Annotated in this window: 16 protein-coding genes and 2 pseudogenes; 10 read left to right on the forward strand and 8 right to left on the reverse strand. The window is 72.0% G+C overall.

Going from position 1 to position 19,463, the window contains the following annotated elements; all coding sequences use genetic code 11:
• The first annotated feature begins 72 nt into the window (after positions 1-72).
• Positions 73-858, forward strand: a complete 786-nt coding sequence (locus ACQP1P_RS00430) for an alpha/beta fold hydrolase (protein ID WP_433082015.1) — start codon at positions 73-75, stop codon at positions 856-858.
• Here ACQP1P_RS00430 and ACQP1P_RS00435 read toward each other — a convergent pair.
• Positions 845-2,740 carry a hypothetical protein gene (locus ACQP1P_RS00435; protein WP_433082017.1) on the reverse strand — a complete coding sequence of 632 codons (1,896 nt, stop codon included), beginning with the start codon at positions 2,738-2,740 and terminating at the stop codon, positions 845-847. The two genes, ACQP1P_RS00430 and ACQP1P_RS00435, sit on opposite strands and share 14 nt — an antisense overlap.
• Positions 2,741-2,789: 49 nt before the next feature.
• Positions 2,790-3,563, reverse strand: coding sequence for an endo alpha-1,4 polygalactosaminidase (locus ACQP1P_RS00440; protein ID WP_433082019.1), 774 nt, complete (start codon positions 3,561-3,563; stop codon positions 2,790-2,792).
• A gap of 146 nt (positions 3,564-3,709) precedes the next feature.
• Here ACQP1P_RS00440 and ACQP1P_RS00445 point away from each other — a divergent pair, with 146 nt between their 5' ends.
• The 5 genes and pseudogenes from ACQP1P_RS00445 (at position 3,710) to ACQP1P_RS00465 (ending at position 9,883) form a co-directional block, all read left to right on the forward strand.
• On the forward strand, positions 3,710-5,479 hold the full coding sequence (locus tag ACQP1P_RS00445; protein WP_433082021.1) for a proline--tRNA ligase: 1,770 nt from the start codon (positions 3,710-3,712) through the stop codon (positions 5,477-5,479).
• 222 nt (positions 5,480-5,701) lie between these two features.
• Positions 5,702-6,289 (forward strand): septal ring lytic transglycosylase RlpA family protein, encoded by a 588-nt coding sequence (locus tag ACQP1P_RS00450; protein WP_433082023.1) that lies wholly within the window; start codon positions 5,702-5,704, stop codon positions 6,287-6,289.
• Positions 6,290-6,336: 47 nt separating this feature from the next.
• A pseudogene (locus tag ACQP1P_RS00455) lies at positions 6,337-6,544 on the forward strand (serine/threonine-protein phosphatase); the annotation flags it as partial.
• Positions 6,545-6,663: 119 nt separating this feature from the next.
• A pseudogene (locus tag ACQP1P_RS00460) lies at positions 6,664-7,461 on the forward strand (PP2C family protein-serine/threonine phosphatase); the annotation flags it as partial.
• Positions 7,462-8,029: 568 nt separating this feature from the next.
• Entirely contained in the window at positions 8,030-9,883 is a 1,854-nt protein-coding gene (locus tag ACQP1P_RS00465) for an acyl-CoA dehydrogenase (protein ID WP_433082025.1), read from the forward strand.
• A gap of 43 nt (positions 9,884-9,926) precedes the next feature.
• On the opposite strand, the gene ACQP1P_RS00470 is transcribed toward ACQP1P_RS00465, so the two are convergent.
• Positions 9,927-10,403, reverse strand: coding sequence for a SixA phosphatase family protein (locus ACQP1P_RS00470; RefSeq protein ID WP_433082027.1), 477 nt, complete (start codon positions 10,401-10,403; stop codon positions 9,927-9,929).
• 86 nt (positions 10,404-10,489) lie between these two features.
• On the opposite strand from ACQP1P_RS00470, the gene ACQP1P_RS00475 reads away from it, so the two are divergent.
• Entirely contained in the window at positions 10,490-10,762 is a 273-nt protein-coding gene (locus tag ACQP1P_RS00475; RefSeq protein WP_433082028.1) for a DUF6458 family protein, read from the forward strand.
• A 43-nt stretch (positions 10,763-10,805) separates the two neighbouring features.
• On the opposite strand, the gene trhA is transcribed toward ACQP1P_RS00475, so the two are convergent.
• The gene (gene trhA, locus ACQP1P_RS00480; RefSeq protein WP_433089737.1) at positions 10,806-11,435 is read right to left on the reverse strand and encodes a PAQR family membrane homeostasis protein TrhA; all 630 of its coding nucleotides are present in this window, start codon (positions 11,433-11,435) and stop codon (positions 10,806-10,808) included.
• Positions 11,436-11,555: 120 nt separating this feature from the next.
• Between trhA and ACQP1P_RS00485 the strand changes: the two genes are divergently transcribed.
• The 3 genes from ACQP1P_RS00485 to ACQP1P_RS00495 are packed head-to-tail and all read left to right on the forward strand — an operon-like array spanning position 11,556 to position 13,736.
• Positions 11,556-12,149 (forward strand): 5-oxoprolinase subunit B family protein, encoded by a 594-nt coding sequence (locus ACQP1P_RS00485; RefSeq protein ID WP_433082030.1) that lies wholly within the window; start codon positions 11,556-11,558, stop codon positions 12,147-12,149.
• A complete protein-coding gene (locus ACQP1P_RS00490; protein WP_433082032.1) occupies positions 12,146-13,006 on the forward strand; it encodes a biotin-dependent carboxyltransferase family protein in 861 nt (286 codons plus the stop codon). Before ACQP1P_RS00485 ends, ACQP1P_RS00490 begins: the two co-directional genes overlap by 4 nt.
• Positions 12,990-13,736, forward strand: coding sequence for a LamB/YcsF family protein (locus tag ACQP1P_RS00495; protein WP_433089739.1), 747 nt, complete (start codon positions 12,990-12,992; stop codon positions 13,734-13,736). The genes ACQP1P_RS00490 and ACQP1P_RS00495 overlap by 17 nt, the downstream gene beginning before the upstream one ends.
• Here ACQP1P_RS00495 and ACQP1P_RS00500 read toward each other — a convergent pair.
• The 4 genes from ACQP1P_RS00500 to ACQP1P_RS00515 all read right to left on the reverse strand — a co-directional run bounded on the left by ACQP1P_RS00500 (position 13,733) and on the right by ACQP1P_RS00515 (position 19,455).
• On the reverse strand, positions 13,733-15,553 hold the full coding sequence (locus ACQP1P_RS00500; RefSeq protein WP_433082034.1) for an NHL domain-containing thioredoxin family protein: 1,821 nt from the start codon (positions 15,551-15,553) through the stop codon (positions 13,733-13,735). The two genes, ACQP1P_RS00495 and ACQP1P_RS00500, sit on opposite strands and share 4 nt — an antisense overlap.
• Before the next feature lie 5 nt (positions 15,554-15,558).
• Positions 15,559-17,358, reverse strand: coding sequence for an LppU/SCO3897 family protein (locus tag ACQP1P_RS00505; RefSeq protein ID WP_433082036.1), 1,800 nt, complete (start codon positions 17,356-17,358; stop codon positions 15,559-15,561).
• Positions 17,359-17,536: 178 nt separating this feature from the next.
• The gene (locus tag ACQP1P_RS00510; RefSeq protein ID WP_433082038.1) at positions 17,537-17,671 is read right to left on the reverse strand and encodes a hypothetical protein; all 135 of its coding nucleotides are present in this window, start codon (positions 17,669-17,671) and stop codon (positions 17,537-17,539) included.
• Positions 17,672-18,048: 377 nt separating this feature from the next.
• A complete protein-coding gene (locus tag ACQP1P_RS00515; RefSeq protein ID WP_433082040.1) occupies positions 18,049-19,455 on the reverse strand; it encodes a dihydrolipoamide acetyltransferase family protein in 1,407 nt (468 codons plus the stop codon).
• Positions 19,456-19,463 lie beyond the last annotated feature (8 nt).

The following is a 19,463-nucleotide window of genomic DNA, read 5'->3' on the forward strand; positions in this document are numbered from 1 at the left end:
CGAGAAGCCGCCCCGCTCCGCGTCGTCGACATCGGCGCTTGGAGCGGCCCGAAAGCGGCGCAGAATGAGGCGATGGAGCGGTTCGGCAACGACGGGCTCGAGTTCGCGGTCGACGATCTGGGCGACGAGACCGCGCCCGCGGTCGTGCTGCTGCACGGGTTTCCGCAGGACCGGCGGGCCTGGGCCGCGGTGGCGGAGGCGCTGGTCGCGAACGGGCGGCGGGTGCTCGTGCCGGAGCTTCGGGGCTACGGCGAGCAGGCGAGCCCTAAAGAGCGCGGAAAGTACACCCTCGATGCCCTGGCGACCGATGTCGTGGCGCTCGCCGAAGCGGCCGGCCTCGAACGGTTCGATCTCGTCGGGCACGACTGGGGCGCCGCGCTGGCGTTTCACGTGGCCGGGCGGCATCCCGCGCTCGTGCGCACCCTCACCGCCTTCTCGGTGCCGCATCGCGGGGCGTGGAGCGGGGCCGGGGTGCGGCAGCTGTGGCGATCGGCCTACATCGGGTTCTTTCAGCTTCCGTGGCTGCCCGAGCTCGTGCTGACCCCGAGAAGGTTCGAGCGGTGGCTCGTGCGCAGCGGGCTCGGGGTCGAGCACGCGCGCCGCTATGCGCGGGCGAAGAACCGGCGAGCATTGAACTGGTACCGGGCGATGCCGCTACGAGGCGCCTTCCCGCGGGTCGAGGTGCCGACCGTCTTCGCGTGGGGCGACGGGGACGAGTTCGTCACCGAGCGGCTCGCGCGCCGGTGTGAACGGTGGGTCGACGGGGAGTACACCTTCGAAATCCTGCGTGGCGTGCGCCACTGGATTCCGGAGATGCACCCCCGCCGAGCCGCGGAGCTGGTGCTCAGGCGCCGCTGATCGAGCGCACGTCCCAGAGGTAGACCCCGTCGACGACCTGGGACGGGGCCGCGTCCGGGGCGACCAGCTTGTCGATCGTCTCGCGCAGGACCTTCTCGTTCCAGTAGCCCACCGGCATCACCAGGTTGGTGGCCTTCCAGTGCTTGATGTCGGCCCGGATCGCGGCCTTCTGCGCCTCGGTCACGTCCGGCGAGGTGCGCTGGCGTGCGACCCAGCTCAGGTAGATGATCGTGTCGCGGTAGCCGGGGCCGAAGTGCGCGAACTTGTCGTCCGGCTCGGTGTCGTTCGGGCCGAGGAAGTATCCGGCCGTCAGCTTCACCTCGAAGTTGGTCTCGGTCGACCAGCGCATCATCTTGATGTTGTCGTCCCAGCCGCCCGGCAGCGGAGCCACGACCGGGTTCGGGGGCAGCTTGGTGCGCCAGTTGCCGTTGGTGAACAGCGCCGGCAGCGGCGGGCGGCCGGTCGCGGGCTGCGGGGTCGGGAACAGCGGGACGAGCGCGGCGAGCAGCGCGATGCCCCAGATCAGGGCGAGCTTCGGGCTGCGGCGCGGGGCCGGCTCCCCGCCGCGAACCGGCGGAGGCGGCGGCTGCTCGGAAACCTCCCCGGAAGAGCCGGAGCCGACCAGCGCGGGCTCGAGCTCGAGGGCCGGAGCCGCTGCGGGAACGGTAGCCGGACGCAGGCGCTCGACCACGAGCTTGTCGACCAGCAGGGCCAGGCCGACGCCCACGCACACCGTCACGATGAGCCCGAGCCGCGTCGGCACCACCGAGTCGAACAGCGGCAGCTTGCTGATCCACTTCCACGGGCCGTGCACGTGGGTGTGCTCGACGCCGTTGAAGCGGATCACGTCGCCGAGGGAGAAGACGGCGAAGAGGGCGGCGGTGATGAACAGGGCCCGGGACAGCCGGTTGCGCCACAGGGCGACCGCGCCGGCGACCAGCACGATGGCGAGCGGCCAGCCGAAGAAGCCGTTCTCCTCGCTGGCGTTGTTCTTGTTGAGCCGGGCCGCCTCGGCGACGTCGCCGGCGATGGAGTAGCGGCCGAAGGTGACGTAGGAGTACGCGTCGAGGTTGATCGCGCGCACGCCCGCGTCGAGGCCGCTGTAGTGCTGGGGGCCGGTGAACTGGAAGTACAGCGGGTAGGCCAGCACGGCCCCGGCGACGAGCAGCGTCACGCCGCACTTGGGCAGCAGGACCTTCGCGAAGCCGGGCAGCTGCTTCCACGGCACGTAGGCCAGGATGAACACGAACAGGGCCATCGCCGTGAAGAACAGCATCTCCTCGTTGATGCCGGCCTGCAGCACCACGAGCAGGGCGAGCCAGAGGCCCTGCCGCCACACGTTGCCGGGGTGCCGCATCCGGAAGACCGCGGCGATGATCAGCGGGATGAAGTACTGCCCGGCGATGTTCGGGTGCCCGGCGATCTGCGACGTCATGGCCGGCGCGAAGCCCAGGAACGCGGCGCCGACCGTGGCGGCGGGGCGGGAGCGGCCGAACTCGCGGGTCAGCACCCAGTACCAGGCGATCGCGGTCGCGGCCAGGGCCAGCGTGGAGATGAACGCGAAGGTCACGCCGGCGCCGAGCCACAGCGTCACCGGGGTCAGCGGCAGCGCGAGGGTCAGCACCGACGTGTTCGCCATCAGGTTGACGCCCAGGGGCGCGTTGATGTCGTCGGAGAAGAAGGGCGACTCACCCTTCGTGAACAGCTCGGTCGCGTGGGTCAGGAACCACTCGAACGTGAAGCTGTCCTGGAAGTTCAGCGTCAGGTAGCGCCCGTTCGGGTCCACCCAGAGGCGTCCCAGCACGTAGATGGCGCCGAGGACAAAACCGACCATGACCAGCGCGTCGACGGTCTTCCCCGTCACCCGCCCCCGAATTCTCACCCGGTGGAGTGTAGGCGAGGGTGATTCCCGCCGACACGCCGCGCCGGTTCTAGCAGTCGGCGCGGAAGGCGTTCAGGTTCAGGTTCTTGCGGATGTTGCTGAACCGCAACGAAGCCGGGGTCGGGCACTCGGCGGCGCTGTACTCCACGTGGAACACGGGCTTCCCGGCGGCGATGAACGGCTTGAGCTGGCCGCACTCGCCGTACTCCCGGCAGGACTCGTTGACCGCGAAGTCGAACGCCGGCTGCAGCGCCTTGACCTGATCGAGGTCGTTCTTGAGCCCGACCGCCAGGCCCAGGCCGTGCGCGAGATCGGCCACCCGGCGGTTGAACGTGAGCTGGTCGGCGGCGGTGAGCGGGAAGCCGGAGTCGTTGCTGTAGCCGTCCATGTTGTCCGGGTCGACCGCGTCGAAGCCCTTGGCCTTGCAGTCGGCGAGGCGCGCGGCCAGGATCGGCCGCAGCACGGTCCAGTTGCGCACGTCGAGCCACTGCTCGCCGGGCCAGCCGTCCAGCGCCTTGCCGCGCACCGAGGCCGGATACTTCCCGGCGTCCGCCCGCCAGTTCTCGTAGGAGCCGGCGTCCACGTAGCACACGACCTGCCGCCCCGCCTTGTGCAGCGCGGCGACCTGCGCCTTCGTGGAGTCGGCGCCGTCGATGTCGTACACCTGCGCCTTGACGCTCGTGTCAAGCTTGCCGCTGAACTGCATCTGCCAGGTCAGGCCGACGGCTGGCTGCCAGCGGGCCGGGGCGGCGGCCTGGGCCGGGGCGGTCACGGCGAGGACGGCGGCCGTGGCGGCCAGGGCGCTCATCAGGAGTCGACGCATGGCTGCGACATCGGCTCGTCGGGCCCGGGACCGGGTGAAAGCCGGGAGCGCTACGAGTGCACGACGGTCCCGTCAGCCGAAAAACCCGCAAGACGCGTTCGGTATCGTCCAATGTGACGGAAACGGCCACAAGAAGGTGGACACAGATGGTCCTGAAGATGTCCTCGCTGTTCCTGCGGACACTGCGCGAGGATCCTGCCGACGCCGAGGTCGCCAGCCACAAGCTGCTGGTCCGCGCGGGCTACGTGCGCCGCGTCGCGCCGGGCATCTTCACCATGCTGCCGATGGGCCTGCGGGTGCTGCGCAACGTCGAGCGGGTGATCCGCGAGGAGATGGACACGATCAGCGGCCAGGAGCTCTCGTTCCCGGCCCTGCTGCCGCGCGAGCCCTACGAGGCGACCGGCCGCTGGACGGAGTACGGCCCGAACATCTTCCGTCTCAAGGACCGCCGCCAGGGCGACTACCTGCTCGGCCCCACGCACGAGGAGATGTTCACGCTCGCCGTGAAGGAGTTCTACTCCTCGTACAAGGACCTGCCGCTGACGCTGTACCAGATCCAGTCGAAGTACCGCGACGAGGCGCGCCCCCGGGCCGGCATCCTGCGGGGCCGCGAGTTCGTCATGAAGGATTCGTACTCCTTCGACGTCGACGACGACGGTCTGCGCGCCGCATACGGCCGCCACCGCGAGGCCTACGTCAAGATCTTCGACCGGCTCGGCCTCGACTACGTGATCTGCTCGGCGACGAGCGGGGCGATGGGCGGCAGCGCCTCCGAGGAGTTCCTGGCCCTCTGCGACATCGGCGAGGACACGTTCGTGCGCTGCGCCAACGGCGACTACGCGGCCAACGTCGAGGCGGTCGTGACCCCGCCGCCCGCCGCGCTGCCGATCGAGGGCCAGCCCGCGGCCCGGGTCGCCGACACGCCCGAAACGCCGACGATCGAGACGCTGGTCGACCTGTTCAACGCCCGGGCGGACCTCCAGCGCGAGGATCGCGCCTGGACCGCCGGCGACACGCTCAAGAACGTCATGCTCATGCTGACCATGCCCGACGGCAAGCGCGAGCCGCTGGCCGTCGGCGTGCCCGGCGACCGCGAGGTCGACCTGCGCCGCGTCGAGGCGGTCGTCGCGCCGGCCGAGGTGGCGCCCATGACCGAGGCCGAGTTCGCGCAGCACCCGGCGCTCGTGAAGGGGTACATCGGCCCCGGCGTGCTGGGCGAGAAGAACTCCTCCGGCATCAGGTACCTGGTGGACCCCCGGGTCGTCGACGGCACGAGCTGGATCACCGGCGCCGACGAGCCGGGCAAGCACGTCATGCACCTCGTCGCCGGCCGGGACTTCACGCCCGACGGCACCATCGAGGCGGTCCGGATCGTCGACGGCGACATCTGCCCGGTCGACGGCGGCCGGCTGGAGCAGGCCCGCGGCATCGAGATCGGGCACATCTTCCAGCTCGGCCGCAAATACGCGAAGGCCCTGGGCCTGTCGGTGCTCGACCAGAACGGCAAGGCGCAGATCGTCACGATGGGCTCCTACGGCATCGGCGTGACCCGCGCGGTCGCCGTGGTCGCCGAGCAGACCGCCGACGAGCGCGGCCTGTGCTGGCCCCGCGAGCTGGCCCCGGCCGACGTGCACGTGGTCGCCGCGGGCAAGACCGAGGAGATCCGCGACGGCGCCGCGCAGCTGGCCGCGGACCTCGAGGCAGCCGGGCTGACCGTGTTGCTCGACGACCGCAAGGACGTCTCGCCGGGCGTGAAGTTCAACGACTCCGAGCTCATCGGCGTGCCGACGATCGTGGTGGTCGGCAAGCGGCTCGCCGACGGCGTGGTCGAGCTCCGCGACCGCAAGTCGGGCGAGAAGACGGAGATCGAGGCCGGCGCCGCGGTCGACGCGGTGCTCGCGGCCGTTCGCGCCTAGGTCGCTCTCAGTTCGCGCCCAGTCAGCTGTCCGTACAGGTTCGGCATTTCCGGGTTCGGCCGATCGGCTCCTTGGCGGATCGGCCGAACGGACGGAAGTATGCGGGCAAATCCCCACATGAAGCACTCTTCGGTTTGACGGCCGAGCGGGAGAGACGGATACGTTCAGTCACGACCTTGCCGTCGACGAAGGGTGCAGACGTTGTCCGGCCGACATTCCTTTGTGGGTCGCCGTCACCTCATCCCGATCATCGCCGGGGTCGGTGCCGTCGTCGTGCTCGTCGGGGTCGCGGTGGCGACCATCAATCTCGGCGGTGACGACCCCAAGCCGGTCGCGGCGGTCGACGCCCCGCGCAGCCCGCAGGAGCGCGCGGACCGCGGTGAGCGCCCGTCGCCCTCGGCCCAGCCGAGCCTCGACCAGGGGCTGGAGTCTGTGCAGGTCACGGCCTCCCCGACGCCCTCGAGGACGCCGAGCAAGACCAAGACGCCGAGCAAGAGCCCGACCACCAAGGCGCCGGCCGAGGTGGCGGACAGTGGTACCTGCCAGGTGTCGTACTACGCTGATGGGCAGAAGACCGCCAACGGCGAGAACTTCGACCCCAACGGGCTGACCGCGGCTCACAAGACGCTGAAGTTCGGCACGATCGTCCGGGTCACGAACCTGGCCAACGGCAAGTCCGTCGACGTACGGATCAACGATCGGGGACCCTTCGTAGCGGGACGCTGTCTCGATCTCGCCAAGGGCGCCTTCGTGAAGGTCGCTTCGGTGAGCGCTGGAGTAATCAACGCGAAGTATGAAGTACTCAAGTAAGGCAGACCCGGCCGTTTGATGGAGCGGTCCGGCGGTCGGTTGGTGGCATGCTGTTGGCCGGACCTATGAAACGTCAGCTGCTTCCCGAAGCCCGTGCCGGTGTCGGCGCGGCCTTCGTGCTGCTCGCGCTCGTCTTCACCGCGGAGGTGGCGGACGGCTTCCGGGCCGACTACGTCGGCCTGCTCGCGGCCGCGCCCTTCCTCGCCGCGGCGTTCGCGTCGTGGCCCGAGGTGCTCGCCGTGGGCAGCACGGCCACGCTGCTGGCCTTCGTCTTCTGCTCGATCGAGCTGATGCACAGCCGCGACCGCCTGCTCGTGCTGATGCTGAACCTCGGCGGCGTGCTCGTGGCCAGCGGGATCGGGTCCGCCGTGGGGGCGATCCGGCAGCGGCAGATCGCGCGGTACGCCGAGCTGTCCCACCTCGCCCAGGTCGCCCAGGGCGCCGTGCTGCGCCCGCTGGGCCCCCAGGTCGGCCCGCTGACGGTCGCGGCCCGCTACATCTCGGCCAGCGCCGCCGCGGACATCGGCGGCGACCTGTACGAGGCCCTGGACACCCCGTACGGCGTGCGCATGATCATCGGCGACGTCCGCGGCAAGGGCCTCGACGCGGTGCGGCTGGCGAGCATCGTGCTGGGGTCGTACCGCCACGTCGCCTTCGAGCGCGCCGACCTGCGCGCGATCGTCGCCGACCTCGACCGCGCGGTGGCCCGATCGCTGGGCGACGAGGACTTCGTGACGGCGGCGCTGATCGAGGAGCGCGGCGGCACCCTGACCATCGTCAACTGCGGCCACCCGGCCCCGCTGCTGCTGCGCCGGGGTCGCGTGATCCCGCTCGACCCGCCGGCCAACGCGCCCCCGCTGGGCTTCATGCCGGTGGTCAAGCCGCGCGTGGAGCGGCTGGAGCCGGGCGACCGGCTGCTGTTCTTCACCGACGGGCTGGCCGAGGCGCGCCGCGACGGGCAGTTCTTCCCGACCGCCGAGCGGGCTCAGCGGCTGCTCGGGCACGGCACGGTCGCCGACGGGCTGAAGTCGCTCGAGAGCGCGCTCGTGGAGTGGGTGCGGGGGCGGCTCGACGACGACATCGCGCTCGTGCTGGTGGAGTACCAGGGCGTGAAGCCGCAGGCCGCGGTGCCGAGCTGGGAGATCGGCGGCGCGGGAGTGGCATCCTCGTAGCGCTCAGCGCCGCGCGGGGCTGTCGCGATTCGCCGCGGCCCGGCGCCGGGCGGCCGCCGCCACCGCGGAGACGGTGGCTTTTCTGCCGCCCACGGAGGCCGGTGCGCCCAGTCCGGCTCGGTGAGGCTTCGCGGAGACCGACCCAGACCGGGCGTCCAATGAGCAACGGTCAGCGAGTGACGCGGCCCGAGCCAAAATCCTAAGCGGCTTCGATGGCCCTCTGGCGGGGAATGAGTCGGCGCATCGGGGCGCGGTGGCGGCCCGTGTAGAAGCGCGGGTACTTGGGGGCGAAGAGCGAGCCCATGAGGCGGACGATCATGGCGGCGGCCCTCCTTCTGACTGGGAGTAACCGATCAACGACCACATCACCCGGGGGTGACGGCGTGTCCGCTACTCAACTGCTCCCGCGCGGTACTCACGGGGCTCTGCTGTGGTCCGGTTCACTCGCAGGTGCGCCTTGTTCCTCGTTACCAGCGAGTAATAAGATGGCTGTTACCGACTGGTAACCCACGTCGGCCATGCTCCTTGGCACGAGATGCTGCGACCCAGAGACGGGGGCCACTCCGCGATGACCCATTACAAGAGCAATCTGCGGGACCTTGAGTTCAACCTGTTCGAGGTCTTCGGCGTCGAGAAGGTCCTCGGTCAGGGCCCGTACGGCGACATCGACGTGGACACCGCCCGCAGCATCCTCGGCGAGGTGGACCGGCTGGCGCGCGAGGACCTCGCGGCGAGCTACGTCGACGGCGACCGCAACCCGCCCGTCTACGACCCGGCGACCTTCTCCGTGCGCATGCCCGAGAAGTTCCGGCAGTCGTACGAGGCCTTCATGGCCGCCGAGTTCTGGCGCCTCGACCTGCCCGCCGAGCTCGACGGGACGGCGGCGCCGCGCGCGCTGTGGTGGTCGCTGGCCGAGCTGGTGCTCGGGTCCAACGCGCCGATCTGGATGTACGCCTCCGGCCCCTCGTTCGCCAACACGCTGCGGATCGAGGGCACCGAAGAGCAGAAGAAGTGGGCCAAGCTCTTCGTCGACAAGCAGTGGGGCTCCACGATGGTGCTGACCGAGCCGGACGCCGGCTCCGACGTCGGCGCGGGCCGGACCAGGGCGATCCCGCAGGCCGACGGGTCCTGGCACATCGAGGGCGTCAAGCGCTTCATCACCAGCGGCGAGCACGACCTGACCGAGAACATCGTGCACTACGTGCTGGCGCGGCCGGTGGACACGCCCGGCGCGGGCGGGCCGGGCACCAAGGGGCTCTCGCTGTTCGTCGTGCCGAAGTTCCACTTCGACGCCGACACCGGCGAGCTCAAGGACCGCAACGGTGTCTTCGTGACCAACGTCGAGCACAAGATGGGCCTCAAGGTCTCCACCACGTGCGAGGTCACCTTCGGCGGGCACGGGGTGCCGGCCCAGGGCTGGCTGCTCGGCGACGTGCACGAGGGCATCCGGCAGATGTTCCTCATCATCGAGTACGCCCGGATGATGGTCGGCACCAAGGCGATCGCGACGCTGTCGACGGGCTACCTCAACGCGCTCGAATACGCCAAGAGCCGCGTGCAGGGCGCCGACCTGGTCTCCACGGACAAGGCCGCGCCGCGGGTCACGATCATCAACCACCCGGACGTGCGCCGCTCGCTGCTCATGCAGAAGTCCTACGCCGAGGGCCTGCGCGCCCTGGTCTGCTACACGGCGACCTGGCAGGACAAGGTGGCCCTGGCCGAGGCCGCGGGCGACGAGAAGGCCGCGAAGATCGCCAAGCGGGTCAACGACCTGCTCCTGCCGCTGGTCAAGGGCGTCGGCTCGGAGCGTGCCTACGAGATGCTGGGCCACGAGTCGCTGCAGACCTTCGGCGGCTCCGGGTTCCTGCAGGACTACCCGCTCGAGCAGTACGTGCGCGACTCGAAGATCGACACGCTGTACGAGGGCACGACCGCGATCCAGAGCCTCGACCTGGTGTTCCGCAAGATCGTGAAGGACCAGGGCAAGGCGCTGCTCACCGTGGCCGGCGAGATCCAGCAGTTCCTCGAGTCCGAGGGCGGCAACGGGCAGCTCAAGGTCGAGCGCGCGGCGCTGGGCAAGGCGCTCGCCGAGGTGCAGCAGATCCTGGGCATCTTCACCGGCTGGCTGGGCGAGGCCCAGGCCGGCGACCCGCAGGCGCTCTACAAGGTCGGCCTCAACACCCGGCGGTTCCTGCTCGACCTCGGTGACATCGTGGTCGGCTGGCTGCTGCAGCGGCAGGCCGAGGTAGCACTGCAGGCCCTCGCCGGCGCGGTGTCGCCCGCGGACAAGGCCTTCTACGAGGGCAAGGTGGCCGCGGCGAAGTTCTTCGCGCACGAGGTGCTGCCGCGCGTGGGCGCCGACCGGCGGGTCATCGAGTCGACCACGCTGGACGCGATGCAGCTCACCGAGGACGCCTTCTGACCCATGGCTGAGCGGGAGGGCAATGGTGCCCTCCCGCTTTTTTTCAGCCGCGGCCGGTGTGCTCGGCGGTGAGCGCGGCCTCGGTCAAGCTCGACCAGGCGCCCTCGAACCGGTGCACCGCGATGCCGGAGGTGGCCAGGCCGCGGTCCTTGAGGGCGTACGGGGCCAGCTCGTGCGACAAATCGGACAGCGTCGGGTTGTGCCCCACCAGCAGCACGGTCTCGACCGTCGCGCCGACCTGCTGGATCAGCTCCAGCGTGTCGAGGGCCGGGCCGGTGTAGATCCGGTGCTCGAACAGGGCCGGCGCGTCGATGCCGAGCTCCGCGAGCGTCTCGCGGGTGCGCACGGCGGTCGAGCACAGCACGGCGTCCGGCCGGAGGGACTGCTCCCGCAGCCACGCCCCGGCCGCGGCGGCGTCGCGGTGCCCGCGCGGGGCAAGCGGTCGCTCGATGTCGGTGGCGTAGTCGTCCGGGTCGGCCGCCTTGGCGTGCCGCAGAAGGATGAGCGTGCGGACGGTCATGGCACAAGCCTCCCCGATTGAAGAACGTCCCGCGTGGGTATCCCTGCCACAGACAGTTACCCAACAGACGCCTCGGGAGGCCTTCGATGGGTATCGGCGGAAGCATCCTACTGATCGTTGTCGGCGCGATTCTGACGTTCGGGCTGAAGGACACCGACGTGGGCCCGTTCAACCTCGACACGATCGGCTGGATTCTCCAGCTCGCCGGGCTCGTCGGCCTGGTCCTGACCCTGTACTTCTGGAACTCGCGCCGCCGCACGGTGGTCTCGGCGGCCCCGCCGCCGCCCCCGCCCGCGGCCGGCACCGTGATCCCGCCCTCGGCCGACGAGGTCATCGAGCGGCGCACCCGGCGCTACTGAGCGCTGGAGCACCAAAGAGGGGCCGGTCCTGGACCGGCCCCTTTCAGCGCGCGTAGAGGGCGAAGTAGATCGCGATGTGGTGGCAGATCGCGGCCACCAGCGTGCACGCGTGGAAGAACTCGTGGTGGCCGAAGACCGTCGGCCACGGGTTGGGCCGGCGCAGGGCGTAGAACACCGCGCCGACCGTGTAGAAGGCCCCGCCCGCCAGGGTCAGCACCAGCACGGTCACGCCGCCCACGTGCAGCATGTCCGGCAGCACGGCGACGGCGACCCAGCCCAGCGCCACGTACAGCGGCGCCGAGAGCCACCGCCGCTTGCTCATCGCCGTGCCCATCTTCATCGCGACCCCCAGCACGGCGCCCGTCCACACCGTGGCCAGGATCGCCACCCGGGTGTTGCCGCTGAGCAGCAGCACACTGAACGGCGTGTAGGTGCCGGCGATGAAGATGAAGATCATGGAGTGGTCGAGCCGGCGCATGATCTTGTATCCGCGCTCGGACCAGACCCGGCGGTGGTACAGCGCGCTGGTGCCGAAGAGCGCGACGACCGTCAGGCTGTAGATGACACAGCTCACGAACGGGGCCCAGCCGGGGCGGGTGGCGGCGAGCGAGCACAGCACGATGCCGCAGATCACGGCCGCGCCCGCGGCGTAGGCGTGCAGCCAGCCGCGCATTCGCGGCTTGCCGAGGTCGACCGGTCGCAGGCGGGTTTCGGTCTTCACGGTCACGACTCCAAGGTTACGGTACCGTAGGTTACTCGCAAGTAGCGGCGGTGTGACGTCTATCGTGGCGGCGTGCAGTTTCGCCGGGTCGGTGCCGACGCGCTCCTCATCGAGGTCGACGCCCCTCTCGACTGGTTCGCGGCGCTGGCCGCCGAGCGGGCCGCCGGTCGCCTTGCGGTGGTGGACATCGTGCCCGGCGCCCGCACGGTCCTGCTCGACGGGGTGGCCGACCCGGCCGGCCTGGCCGCGCGACTGTCCGACTGGTCCTTCGATCCGGCATCGGTACGTCCCGGGCCACCCCTGACCGTCGACGTCCGCTTCGACGGGGTGGACCTGCCGTTCGTCGCCGAGCTCGCCGGGCTGAGCGTCGCCGGCGTGGTCGACAAGCTCACGAGCACAGACCTTACGGTCGCGTTCTGCGGCTTCGCGCCCGGCTTCGCGTACCTGCGCGGCCTGCCCTGGAACATCCCCCGCCTCGCCACCCCGCGCACCCGCGTCCCGGTCGGCTCGGTCGCGCTCGCCGCCGAGTTCGCCGGCGTCTACCCGACCGCCTCCCCGGGCGGCTGGCGGATCGTGGGGCGGACCCGGGCCGAGCTCTTCGACGTGGCCCGCACCCCGCCCGCGCTCATGACACCGGGCCGCACCGTGCGATTCCGGGCCGCATGAGCGCCGAGCTGCGGGTCGAGGTCGCCGGCCCGCTCACCACCGTGCAGGACCTCGGCCGGCCCGGCTTCGCGCACCTCGGCGTGGCGCGCTCGGGCGCGCTGGACCGGCCGGCGCTCGAGCTCGGCAACCGGCTCGTGGGCAACCCGCCGGGCGCGGCCGGGCTGGAGATCACGCTCGGGCCGTTCGCGGCGGTCGCGACCCGGGCCGGCACGGTCGCGCTCACCGGGGCCGCCGCGTCGCTGCGGGTCGGCGGCCGCCCGGCCCCGCTCAACGCGCCCGTGCCCGTGCGGGCGGGCGATCGCATCGAGGTCGGCCGGGCTGTCTCGGGGCTGCGGGCGTACCTCACCGTCGGCGGCGGCCTCACCCCCGACCCGGTGCTGGGCAGCCGCTCGACGGACACGCTGTCGCTGCTCGGCCCGCCCGTGCTGCGCGCCGGGGACCGGCTCCCGATCGGCGTGCCCGGGCGCGCACCGGCGCCCGTGGACCTGGCGCCCCGAGCCGCACTCGGCGGGCCGATCGTGCTGCGGATCACGTGGGGGCCGCGAGCCGATCTGTTCACGGATGCGGGGCGGCTCGGCGCCGGGGAGTACAGGATCCGCGGTGAGAGCAACCGGGTCGGCACCCGGCTGGACGGTCCGGCCCTGACCCGCGCGGACGCCGGGGAGCTGCCCAGCGAGGGGATGGTGCTCGGCGCGGTGCAGGTCCCGGCCGACGGCCGGCCGCTGGTCTTCCTCGCCGACCACCCGACGACCGGCGGGTACCCGGTGGTCGCGGTCGTCCACGCCGCCGATCTGCCGCTGCTCGCGCAGGCCCGCCCGGGCGATAGCGTTCGGTTCCGTGGTGGACCTCAACAGTGACCTCGGCGAGGGCTTCGGCATCTGGCGCCTCGGCGACGACGACGCCCTCCTGACGATCGTGACCAGCGCCAACGTCGCCTGCGGCTTCCACGCGGGCGACCCCGTGACCATGCGCCGGGTCAGCGACCGCTCGGGGGCGCTCGGGGTGCGGGTCGGCGCGCAGGTGAGCTACCGCGACCTGGCCGGCTTCGGCCGGCGCCGGATCGACGTGCCGCCGGACGAACTCGCCGACGAGCTGCGCTACCAGATCGGCGCCCTCGGCGCGTTCGGGCCGGTCGCGTACGTCAAGCCGCACGGCGCGCTCTACAACACCGCGGCGGTCGACGCCGGCCACGCCGCGGCCGTCGTGACCGCGGCCGCGGCCGCCGGGAAGCTGCCGGTGCTGTGCCAGCCGGGCTCGGTGCTCGCCGAGCTCGCGGCCGAACGCGGGCTGCGGGTGGTCGCGGAGGGGTTCGCCGACCGCGGGTACCTCCCCGACGGGCGGCTCGTCCCGCGCTCCCAGCCCGGCGCGCTCGTCACCGACGTGGCCGCGGTGACCGCCCGGGCCGTGCGCATGGCGGTCGACGGCGTGGTCGAGGCGGTCGACGGCTCGGTGATCCCGATGCCGATCGAGTCGCTGTGCGTGCACGGCGACACCTCGGGCGCGGTGGACATCGCCCGGGCCGTGCGCGACGCGCTCGCCGAGGCGGGCGTCCCGGTGGCGGCCTTCGTCCAGGACGGCGGGGTCTAGGCGTCCATCCCGCGCAGGATCAGGGGCAGGCGGGCCGCGCCGTCGTGCACCACCCGGATCGGCACGCCCCAGTCCTGGCGGGTGAGGTGGCAGGCCGGGAACTCGGCGTCGACGTCGCAGGTCGCGGCCTGGGCCACGACCTGCAGGACGCCCGAGGCGACATCCGCCGAGAGGACCAGGTGGCGGCGCAGGTCCGTGGTCACGCCCGCGCCCTCCAGGAGCAGCTCCGGCGGCGAGGCGGAGACCTCGAGCCGGGTCGACGGGCCGAACGACTCGTCCAGCTTCTGCCCCGGCGCGGGCTCGAAGATCAGGTCGAGCTCGACCTCGCCCGGCGCCAGCATGGTCGGCGGGCGCTCGGTGCGGTGCCGCACCCCGGCCACGTCGATGCCGGCCGCCGCGAGCGTGCCCGCGCCCAGCCGCACCAGGCGGTGCGCGCCCGACTCGACCACGACGATGTCCCCGTCCGCGGTCAGCACCAGGTCGCTCGGCTCCGACAGCCCGTCGAGCACCGTCGAGACGCGCCCGCCGGCGATGCGGCGGACGGCGCCGTTGTAGGTGTCGGCGACGAGCACGCTGCCGTCGGCCAGCGCGAGCACGCCGAGCGGGTGCTGCAGCAGCGCCTCGTCCGCGGGCCCGTCGACGTGGCCGAAGTCGAACAGCCCCTGGCCGGCCGCGGTGTGCATCTCGCCGTCCTCGATCCAGCGCACGGCCGAGGACTCGCTGTCGGCGATCCACAGCCGGGAGCCGTCGGGCGACGCCGACAGGCCCGACGGCTGGGCCATCCACACCTCGTGCAGCGGGCCGTCCTTGAGCGCCTCGACGGTCGTCCCGGCGTACATGCCGGCCGTGCGGCGCACCGGGTCGAACCACCACAGCTGGTGGATGCCGGCCATCGCGATGACCACCCGGTCGTCGTACCAGGCTACGTCCCACGGCGAGGAGAGATCCACCGCGAGCGAGTCGTGCGCGTCGAAGTCCACCGTCCCGCGCCACTGCCGCCCGCTGCCGGCGACCGTGCTCACCTCGCCGGTCTTGAGCTTGAGCCCGCGCAGCAGGTGGTTGACGGTGTCGGCGACGACGACGTCGTAGCCGGCGATCTCGGCCACGTGCGGCGGCAGCAGGCACAGCCCGCCCGGCTCGGAGAACTCCGGCTCGGTGCCGTCCTTGCGGCCGCGCTTGCCGGTGCCGATGCGCCGCACGAGCGTCTCGTTGTCGGCGTCGAGCTCGGCGAGCGACTGGTGCGTGGCGTCGGCGACGAGGAAGTGCCCGTCGGGCAGCGCGAGCGCCTTGCCGGGGAACCGCAGCAGCGTCAGGTCACTGCTCTGTACGACATGAGGCGCGTCTCCCCGCCGGAGCGTCCCCTTGGCCTCATGGACGCCGATCAGGTCCTCGATGAGCTTGGTGAGCCCCTGCGCGTGGCCCTCGCCGGCCATGTTGGCCACGACGTAGCCCTCGGGGTCGACCACCGTCAGCGTGGGCCACGCCTTCGCGGCGTACTGCTGCCACATGTTCAGCTCGGGATCGTCCAGCACCGGATGGTCGACGCCGTAGCGCTCGACCGCGGCGGCCAGCGCGTCCGGGTCCTTCTCGTGCTCGAACTTGGGGCTGTGCACGCCGATCGTCACGAGGACGTCGCCGAAGCGCTCCTCGAGCGGGCGCAGCTCGTCGAGCACGTGCAGGCAGTTGATGCAGCAGAAGGTCCAGAAGTCGAGCAGCACGATCTTGCCGCGCAGGTCCTGGAGGCTGAGCTGCTCGACGTTGAGCCAGCCGCGGCCCTTGAGCTCGGGCGCGCGGACTCTGGCGTACTTTTCCGGCATTTCCCTTATTTCTCGCTGGCCGGGCGGAGGCAGAGCACCTGGTCCTTCTCGCCCTTGTGCTGGAGCACGATGTACGGCTGACTCGCGTCGGAGCAGCTCTCGGGCTTGTCGACCTTCGACACGATCTTGAAGGCGTCCTTGCTCGAGCAGTCGACGCCGGTCGCCGAGTCGCCGTCCTGCTTCACGCAGGAGTTGACCGCGAAGCTCGTGCCGCCGGCGCCGCTGATCTTCACGATGATGGCCGTGGCGGCCACCGCGACCAGGAACACCGCGGCCACGATGAGCAGGCCGACGAGCAGGCCGCGCCGGCTCTTGACCGGGGGTTCGGGCGTCGGGATCGGCTCGCCGTCGACGGGCCCGGCGTCGGGCTGGTGCTCGCCGGGCATGGTGACGAGGTCGCCGTACCGGGGGCCGCCCGACGCCGGGAACTGGCCGGTCGCCGGCGGGGCCGAGGTCTGGTACGTGCCGCCGGGGGTCGGGGCCGGGGAAGCCTGGTAGATGCCGGTGCCCGCGCCGCTGACCTGGGCGGCTCCGGCCGGGGCGCCACTGAACGGCTGCGCCTGGAACGGTGGGGCGCTCGACGGCTGGGTGCCGAACGGCGGGGCGCTCGACGGGTCGGCTCCGCCGAAGGGCTGCGCCGGGAACGGCGGGGCGCTCGACGGCTGGGCGCCGAACGGCGGGGCGCTGGCCGGGGTGGCGGCCTGGTAGCCGGCCGGTGGGGCCGACGCCGGGGTGACCTGGGCTCGTGCGCCGTAGGTGCGCGGGCCCGGCTCCGGTGGGATCTGGCCCAGGTTGACCGGGGCGGGGACCTCGGGGTTGGCGGGCGGGGGCGGGACCTTGGCGCTGCCCGTGGGGACCCTCGCCGATCCTGATGCGCCCACGCCGGAGGTCGGGGCCCAGGGGTTCGGGTTCGGATCCGCCGGGGCGGGGCTCGGCTCGTCCTGCGGCTGGTATGCCGGGTTTTGGTTCGCCGGGTTTTGGTTCGCCGGGTTTTGGTTCACCGGGTTTTGGTTCACCGGGTTTGGGTTCGCCGGGTTCGGGCTTGCCGGGTTCTGGTTCGCCGGCGTGAATCCCGGGAAGCTTCCGGGCGGGCCGGGAACGGCGGCCGGCGCGGGGCTCTGGCCGTACGTCGTGGGCTGGCCGTAGGTGGTGGGGACGCTCGCCGAGCCGTAGGTGCCCGAGACGCCGGCCGATCCGCCGGCCCCAGGCACGCTCGCCGAGCCGCTGGCCCCAGGCACGCTCGCCGATCCGCTGGCGCCCGGGACTCGGGCGGAGCCGGAGGCGGGCGGGGGATCGGCGTTCGGGAGCGCCTGGGCCGGCATCGGGAACTGGGGCGCGGGGGGTGCGCTCGTGGGCGGCACCGAAGCGGTCGCGGAGTACGGCGGGGCCGACGACGGCGGCACCGGGGCGGCCGGCAGGTAGGGCTGGGCGGAGCCGGCGGCCGGCGGGTAGGGCGGCGGCACCGGCGCGGCGGCGGCCGGCGGGTAGGGCGGCGGAGGCGGTGCGGCGGCCGGGGGATAGGGCGGCGGCGGCGCGGCGGGCGGCGGGTAGGCCGCGGCGGGCGGGACCTGCGGCGGGATGGCGGCGGCCGGAGGCGCGGTCGGGCCGTACGGCGGGAACGGGCCGGGCCGGGCCGCGGGGTCAGCGGCGGCGGGGTCGGGGCCGGGCTGCTGCTGACCCGGGGCGGGCGAGGACGGGACGGGGACCGACGCCTTCGCGCGCACGGCCGGGGGGCGGCCGGGCGGGGGCGTGCTCGACGCAGCCTCGTCCGGCTGCTCGGACGGGTGCTGCTGGTCGGACGTCATGCGTGCCTCCTGTTGGTCAGATCCCGACCGTAGTCGACCGGAGTGTGACATCCCAGAGCCGGTACCGAGGTTCGTCGGTTCGGATGTTCAGCAAACCAGCACCGGACAACAGACGCACAACCGCCCCGGTCCGGGGAGGTCGGACCGGGGCGGTTCGGGGGTGTGCAAGGTCTTCGGCCTAGTTGCGGTTGATCATGGCGTAGAGCTCGTCGCGCAGGGCGCTGGACGGGTTCTTGGCGATGGCGCGCTCGATGGCGTCCATGCGGCGGGCGTGGCTGCGACGGGCCTTGATGCGCTCGAACAGGGTGCTCACGACGGCTCCTCGGGGAGTTGTAAGGGATGTACTTGCTTCACATCCATTACACGCCGAAAGGATGATCCAGAGCCAGCGATTAAGAGGTGATGCGCCCCACCCGCCGATGATTCGTAGGTTCTTGTCCAGCGCAAACGTCCTGTTCGTCGGCCATGTGACACCCGAGAGGCAGTCCACCGCGCGCGAATTGGCCTGCTCGCGGCCGCTTTTCGCGCTCATATCGACTCTGATACATGGCTTGCGCCGGGTCGGACTTATGGTCTGTCGGGCGATAAAGGCGACAAGTCGTGGCGCGGAGCGCCCGACTTGTCGAACCGAAACAGAACGGTGGCCTCGCGCGAGTGCGCGAGGCCACCGTTGGAGTGAGGGGTGCCGGGTCAGCTCCAGGCGAGCAGGGCACCCTCCGGGTCCTCCAGGAACGCGCCCACGTCGCGGAGGAACTTCGAGCCCAGTTCGCCGTCGATGATCCGATGGTCGAACGACAGGCCGAGGGTGGTCACCTGGCGGATCTTGATCTTGCCCTTGTGGACCCAGGGCTGCTCGCGTACGGCACCGAACACGAGGATCGCCGACTCGCCCGGGGGCAGGATCGGGGTGCCGGAGTCGACGCCGAAGACGCCGACGCTCGTGATCGTGAAGGTGCCGCCCGTCATGTCGGCCGGCGGGGTCTTGCCCTCGCGTGCGGTGCCGACCAGCGTGGTCAGCGCGTCGGCGAGCTCGCGGGTGGTCAGGTCCTGGGCGTCCTTGATGTTCGGCACGATGAGCCCGCGCTGGGTGGCGGCGGCGATGCCCAGGTTGACGTAGTGCTTGACCACGATCTCGTCGCCGGCCCAGGTCGAGTTGACCATCGGGTGACGGCGCAGGGCGAGCAGGCACGCCTTGGCCACGATGAGCAGCGGCGAGACGCGCGCGTCCCGCCAGTCGCGGTGCGCCTTGAGCCGTTCGAGCGCCTTCATCGACCGGGTCACGTCGACCGTGAGGAACTCGGTCACGTGCGGGGCCGTGAACGCGCTGGTCACCATGTTCTCGGCGGTCAGCTTGCGCACGCCCTTGACCGGGATGCGCTCCTCGCGCTCGCCGGGTGCCCGGGCGGGGGCCGCGACCGCGGCCCCGACGGGGGCGGCCTGGGCGCCGAGCACGTCGTCGCGCGTGATCGAGCCCGACGGGCCCGTGCCGGCGATCGTGCTCAGGTCGACGCCGAGATCCCGGGCCAGCTTGCGCACCGGGGGCTTGGCGAGCACCGCGCCGTTGCGGGCGGCCGGAGCCGCCGGAGCCGGAGCCACGGGCGGCGCCGGTGCCGGAGGCGGGGGCGGGGGCGGGGGAGTCGCGGCGACGGGCGCCGGCTCCGAGGCGGACACCCGAGGCCGGCGCTTCGCGGCGGTCGTGCGGGGGCCGTAGCCCACCAGCACCGCGGTGCGGCCGCCGGGTGCGGGCCCGCCGATCATGCCGGGCTCCACCGGGCCGTCGCCGGCCACCTCGACGGCGGCGAGCGAGGCGGCCGACGGCGTCGGCGCGCCGGCGGGCAGGTCGCCCGCGGCCGGGTCGGTGTCGATCGAGATGATCGGGTGGCCGACCTCGACCATGGTGCCCTCAGCGTGGAAGATCCGGATCACCTTGCCGGCCCACTTCGCCGGGATCTCGACCGCGGCCTTGGCGGTCTCGACCTCGACGATCGGCTGGTTGAGGGTGATCGTGTCGCCCTCGGCCACCAGCCACTTGAGGATCTCGCCCTCGGTGAGGCCCTCGCCCAGGTCGGGCAGGTTGAACTCCTTGACCCTGGTCATCTGCGCGC

Source organism: Dactylosporangium sp. CA-052675, from assembly GCF_050947935.1.
Lineage (GTDB): Bacteria > Actinomycetota > Actinomycetes > Mycobacteriales > Micromonosporaceae > Dactylosporangium.

What these genes read in the sequence shown, in the direction of transcription:
- ACQP1P_RS00430 (WP_433082015.1), top strand. Translation starts at nt 73, where the DNA reads ATGGAGCGGTTCGGCAACGACGGGCTCGAGTTCGCGGTCGACGATCTG.
- ACQP1P_RS00440 (WP_433082019.1), bottom strand. Translation starts at nt 3,563, where the DNA reads ATGCGTCGACTCCTGATGAGCGCCCTGGCCGCCACGGCCGCCGTCCTC.
- ACQP1P_RS00445 (WP_433082021.1), top strand. Translation starts at nt 3,710, where the DNA reads ATGGTCCTGAAGATGTCCTCGCTGTTCCTGCGGACACTGCGCGAGGAT.
- ACQP1P_RS00465 (WP_433082025.1), top strand. Translation starts at nt 8,030, where the DNA reads ATGACCCATTACAAGAGCAATCTGCGGGACCTTGAGTTCAACCTGTTC.
- ACQP1P_RS00470 (WP_433082027.1), bottom strand. Translation starts at nt 10,403, where the DNA reads ATGACCGTCCGCACGCTCATCCTTCTGCGGCACGCCAAGGCGGCCGAC.
- ACQP1P_RS00475 (WP_433082028.1), top strand. Translation starts at nt 10,490, where the DNA reads ATGGGTATCGGCGGAAGCATCCTACTGATCGTTGTCGGCGCGATTCTG.
- trhA (WP_433089737.1), bottom strand. Translation starts at nt 11,435, where the DNA reads ATGCGCGGCTGGCTGCACGCCTACGCCGCGGGCGCGGCCGTGATCTGC.
- ACQP1P_RS00490 (WP_433082032.1), top strand. Translation starts at nt 12,146, where the DNA reads ATGAGCGCCGAGCTGCGGGTCGAGGTCGCCGGCCCGCTCACCACCGTG.
- ACQP1P_RS00500 (WP_433082034.1), bottom strand. Translation starts at nt 15,553, where the DNA reads ATGCCGGAAAAGTACGCCAGAGTCCGCGCGCCCGAGCTCAAGGGCCGC.
- ACQP1P_RS00505 (WP_433082036.1), bottom strand. Translation starts at nt 17,358, where the DNA reads ATGACGTCCGACCAGCAGCACCCGTCCGAGCAGCCGGACGAGGCTGCG.
- ACQP1P_RS00515 (WP_433082040.1), bottom strand. Translation starts at nt 19,455, where the DNA reads ATGACCAGGGTCAAGGAGTTCAACCTGCCCGACCTGGGCGAGGGCCTC.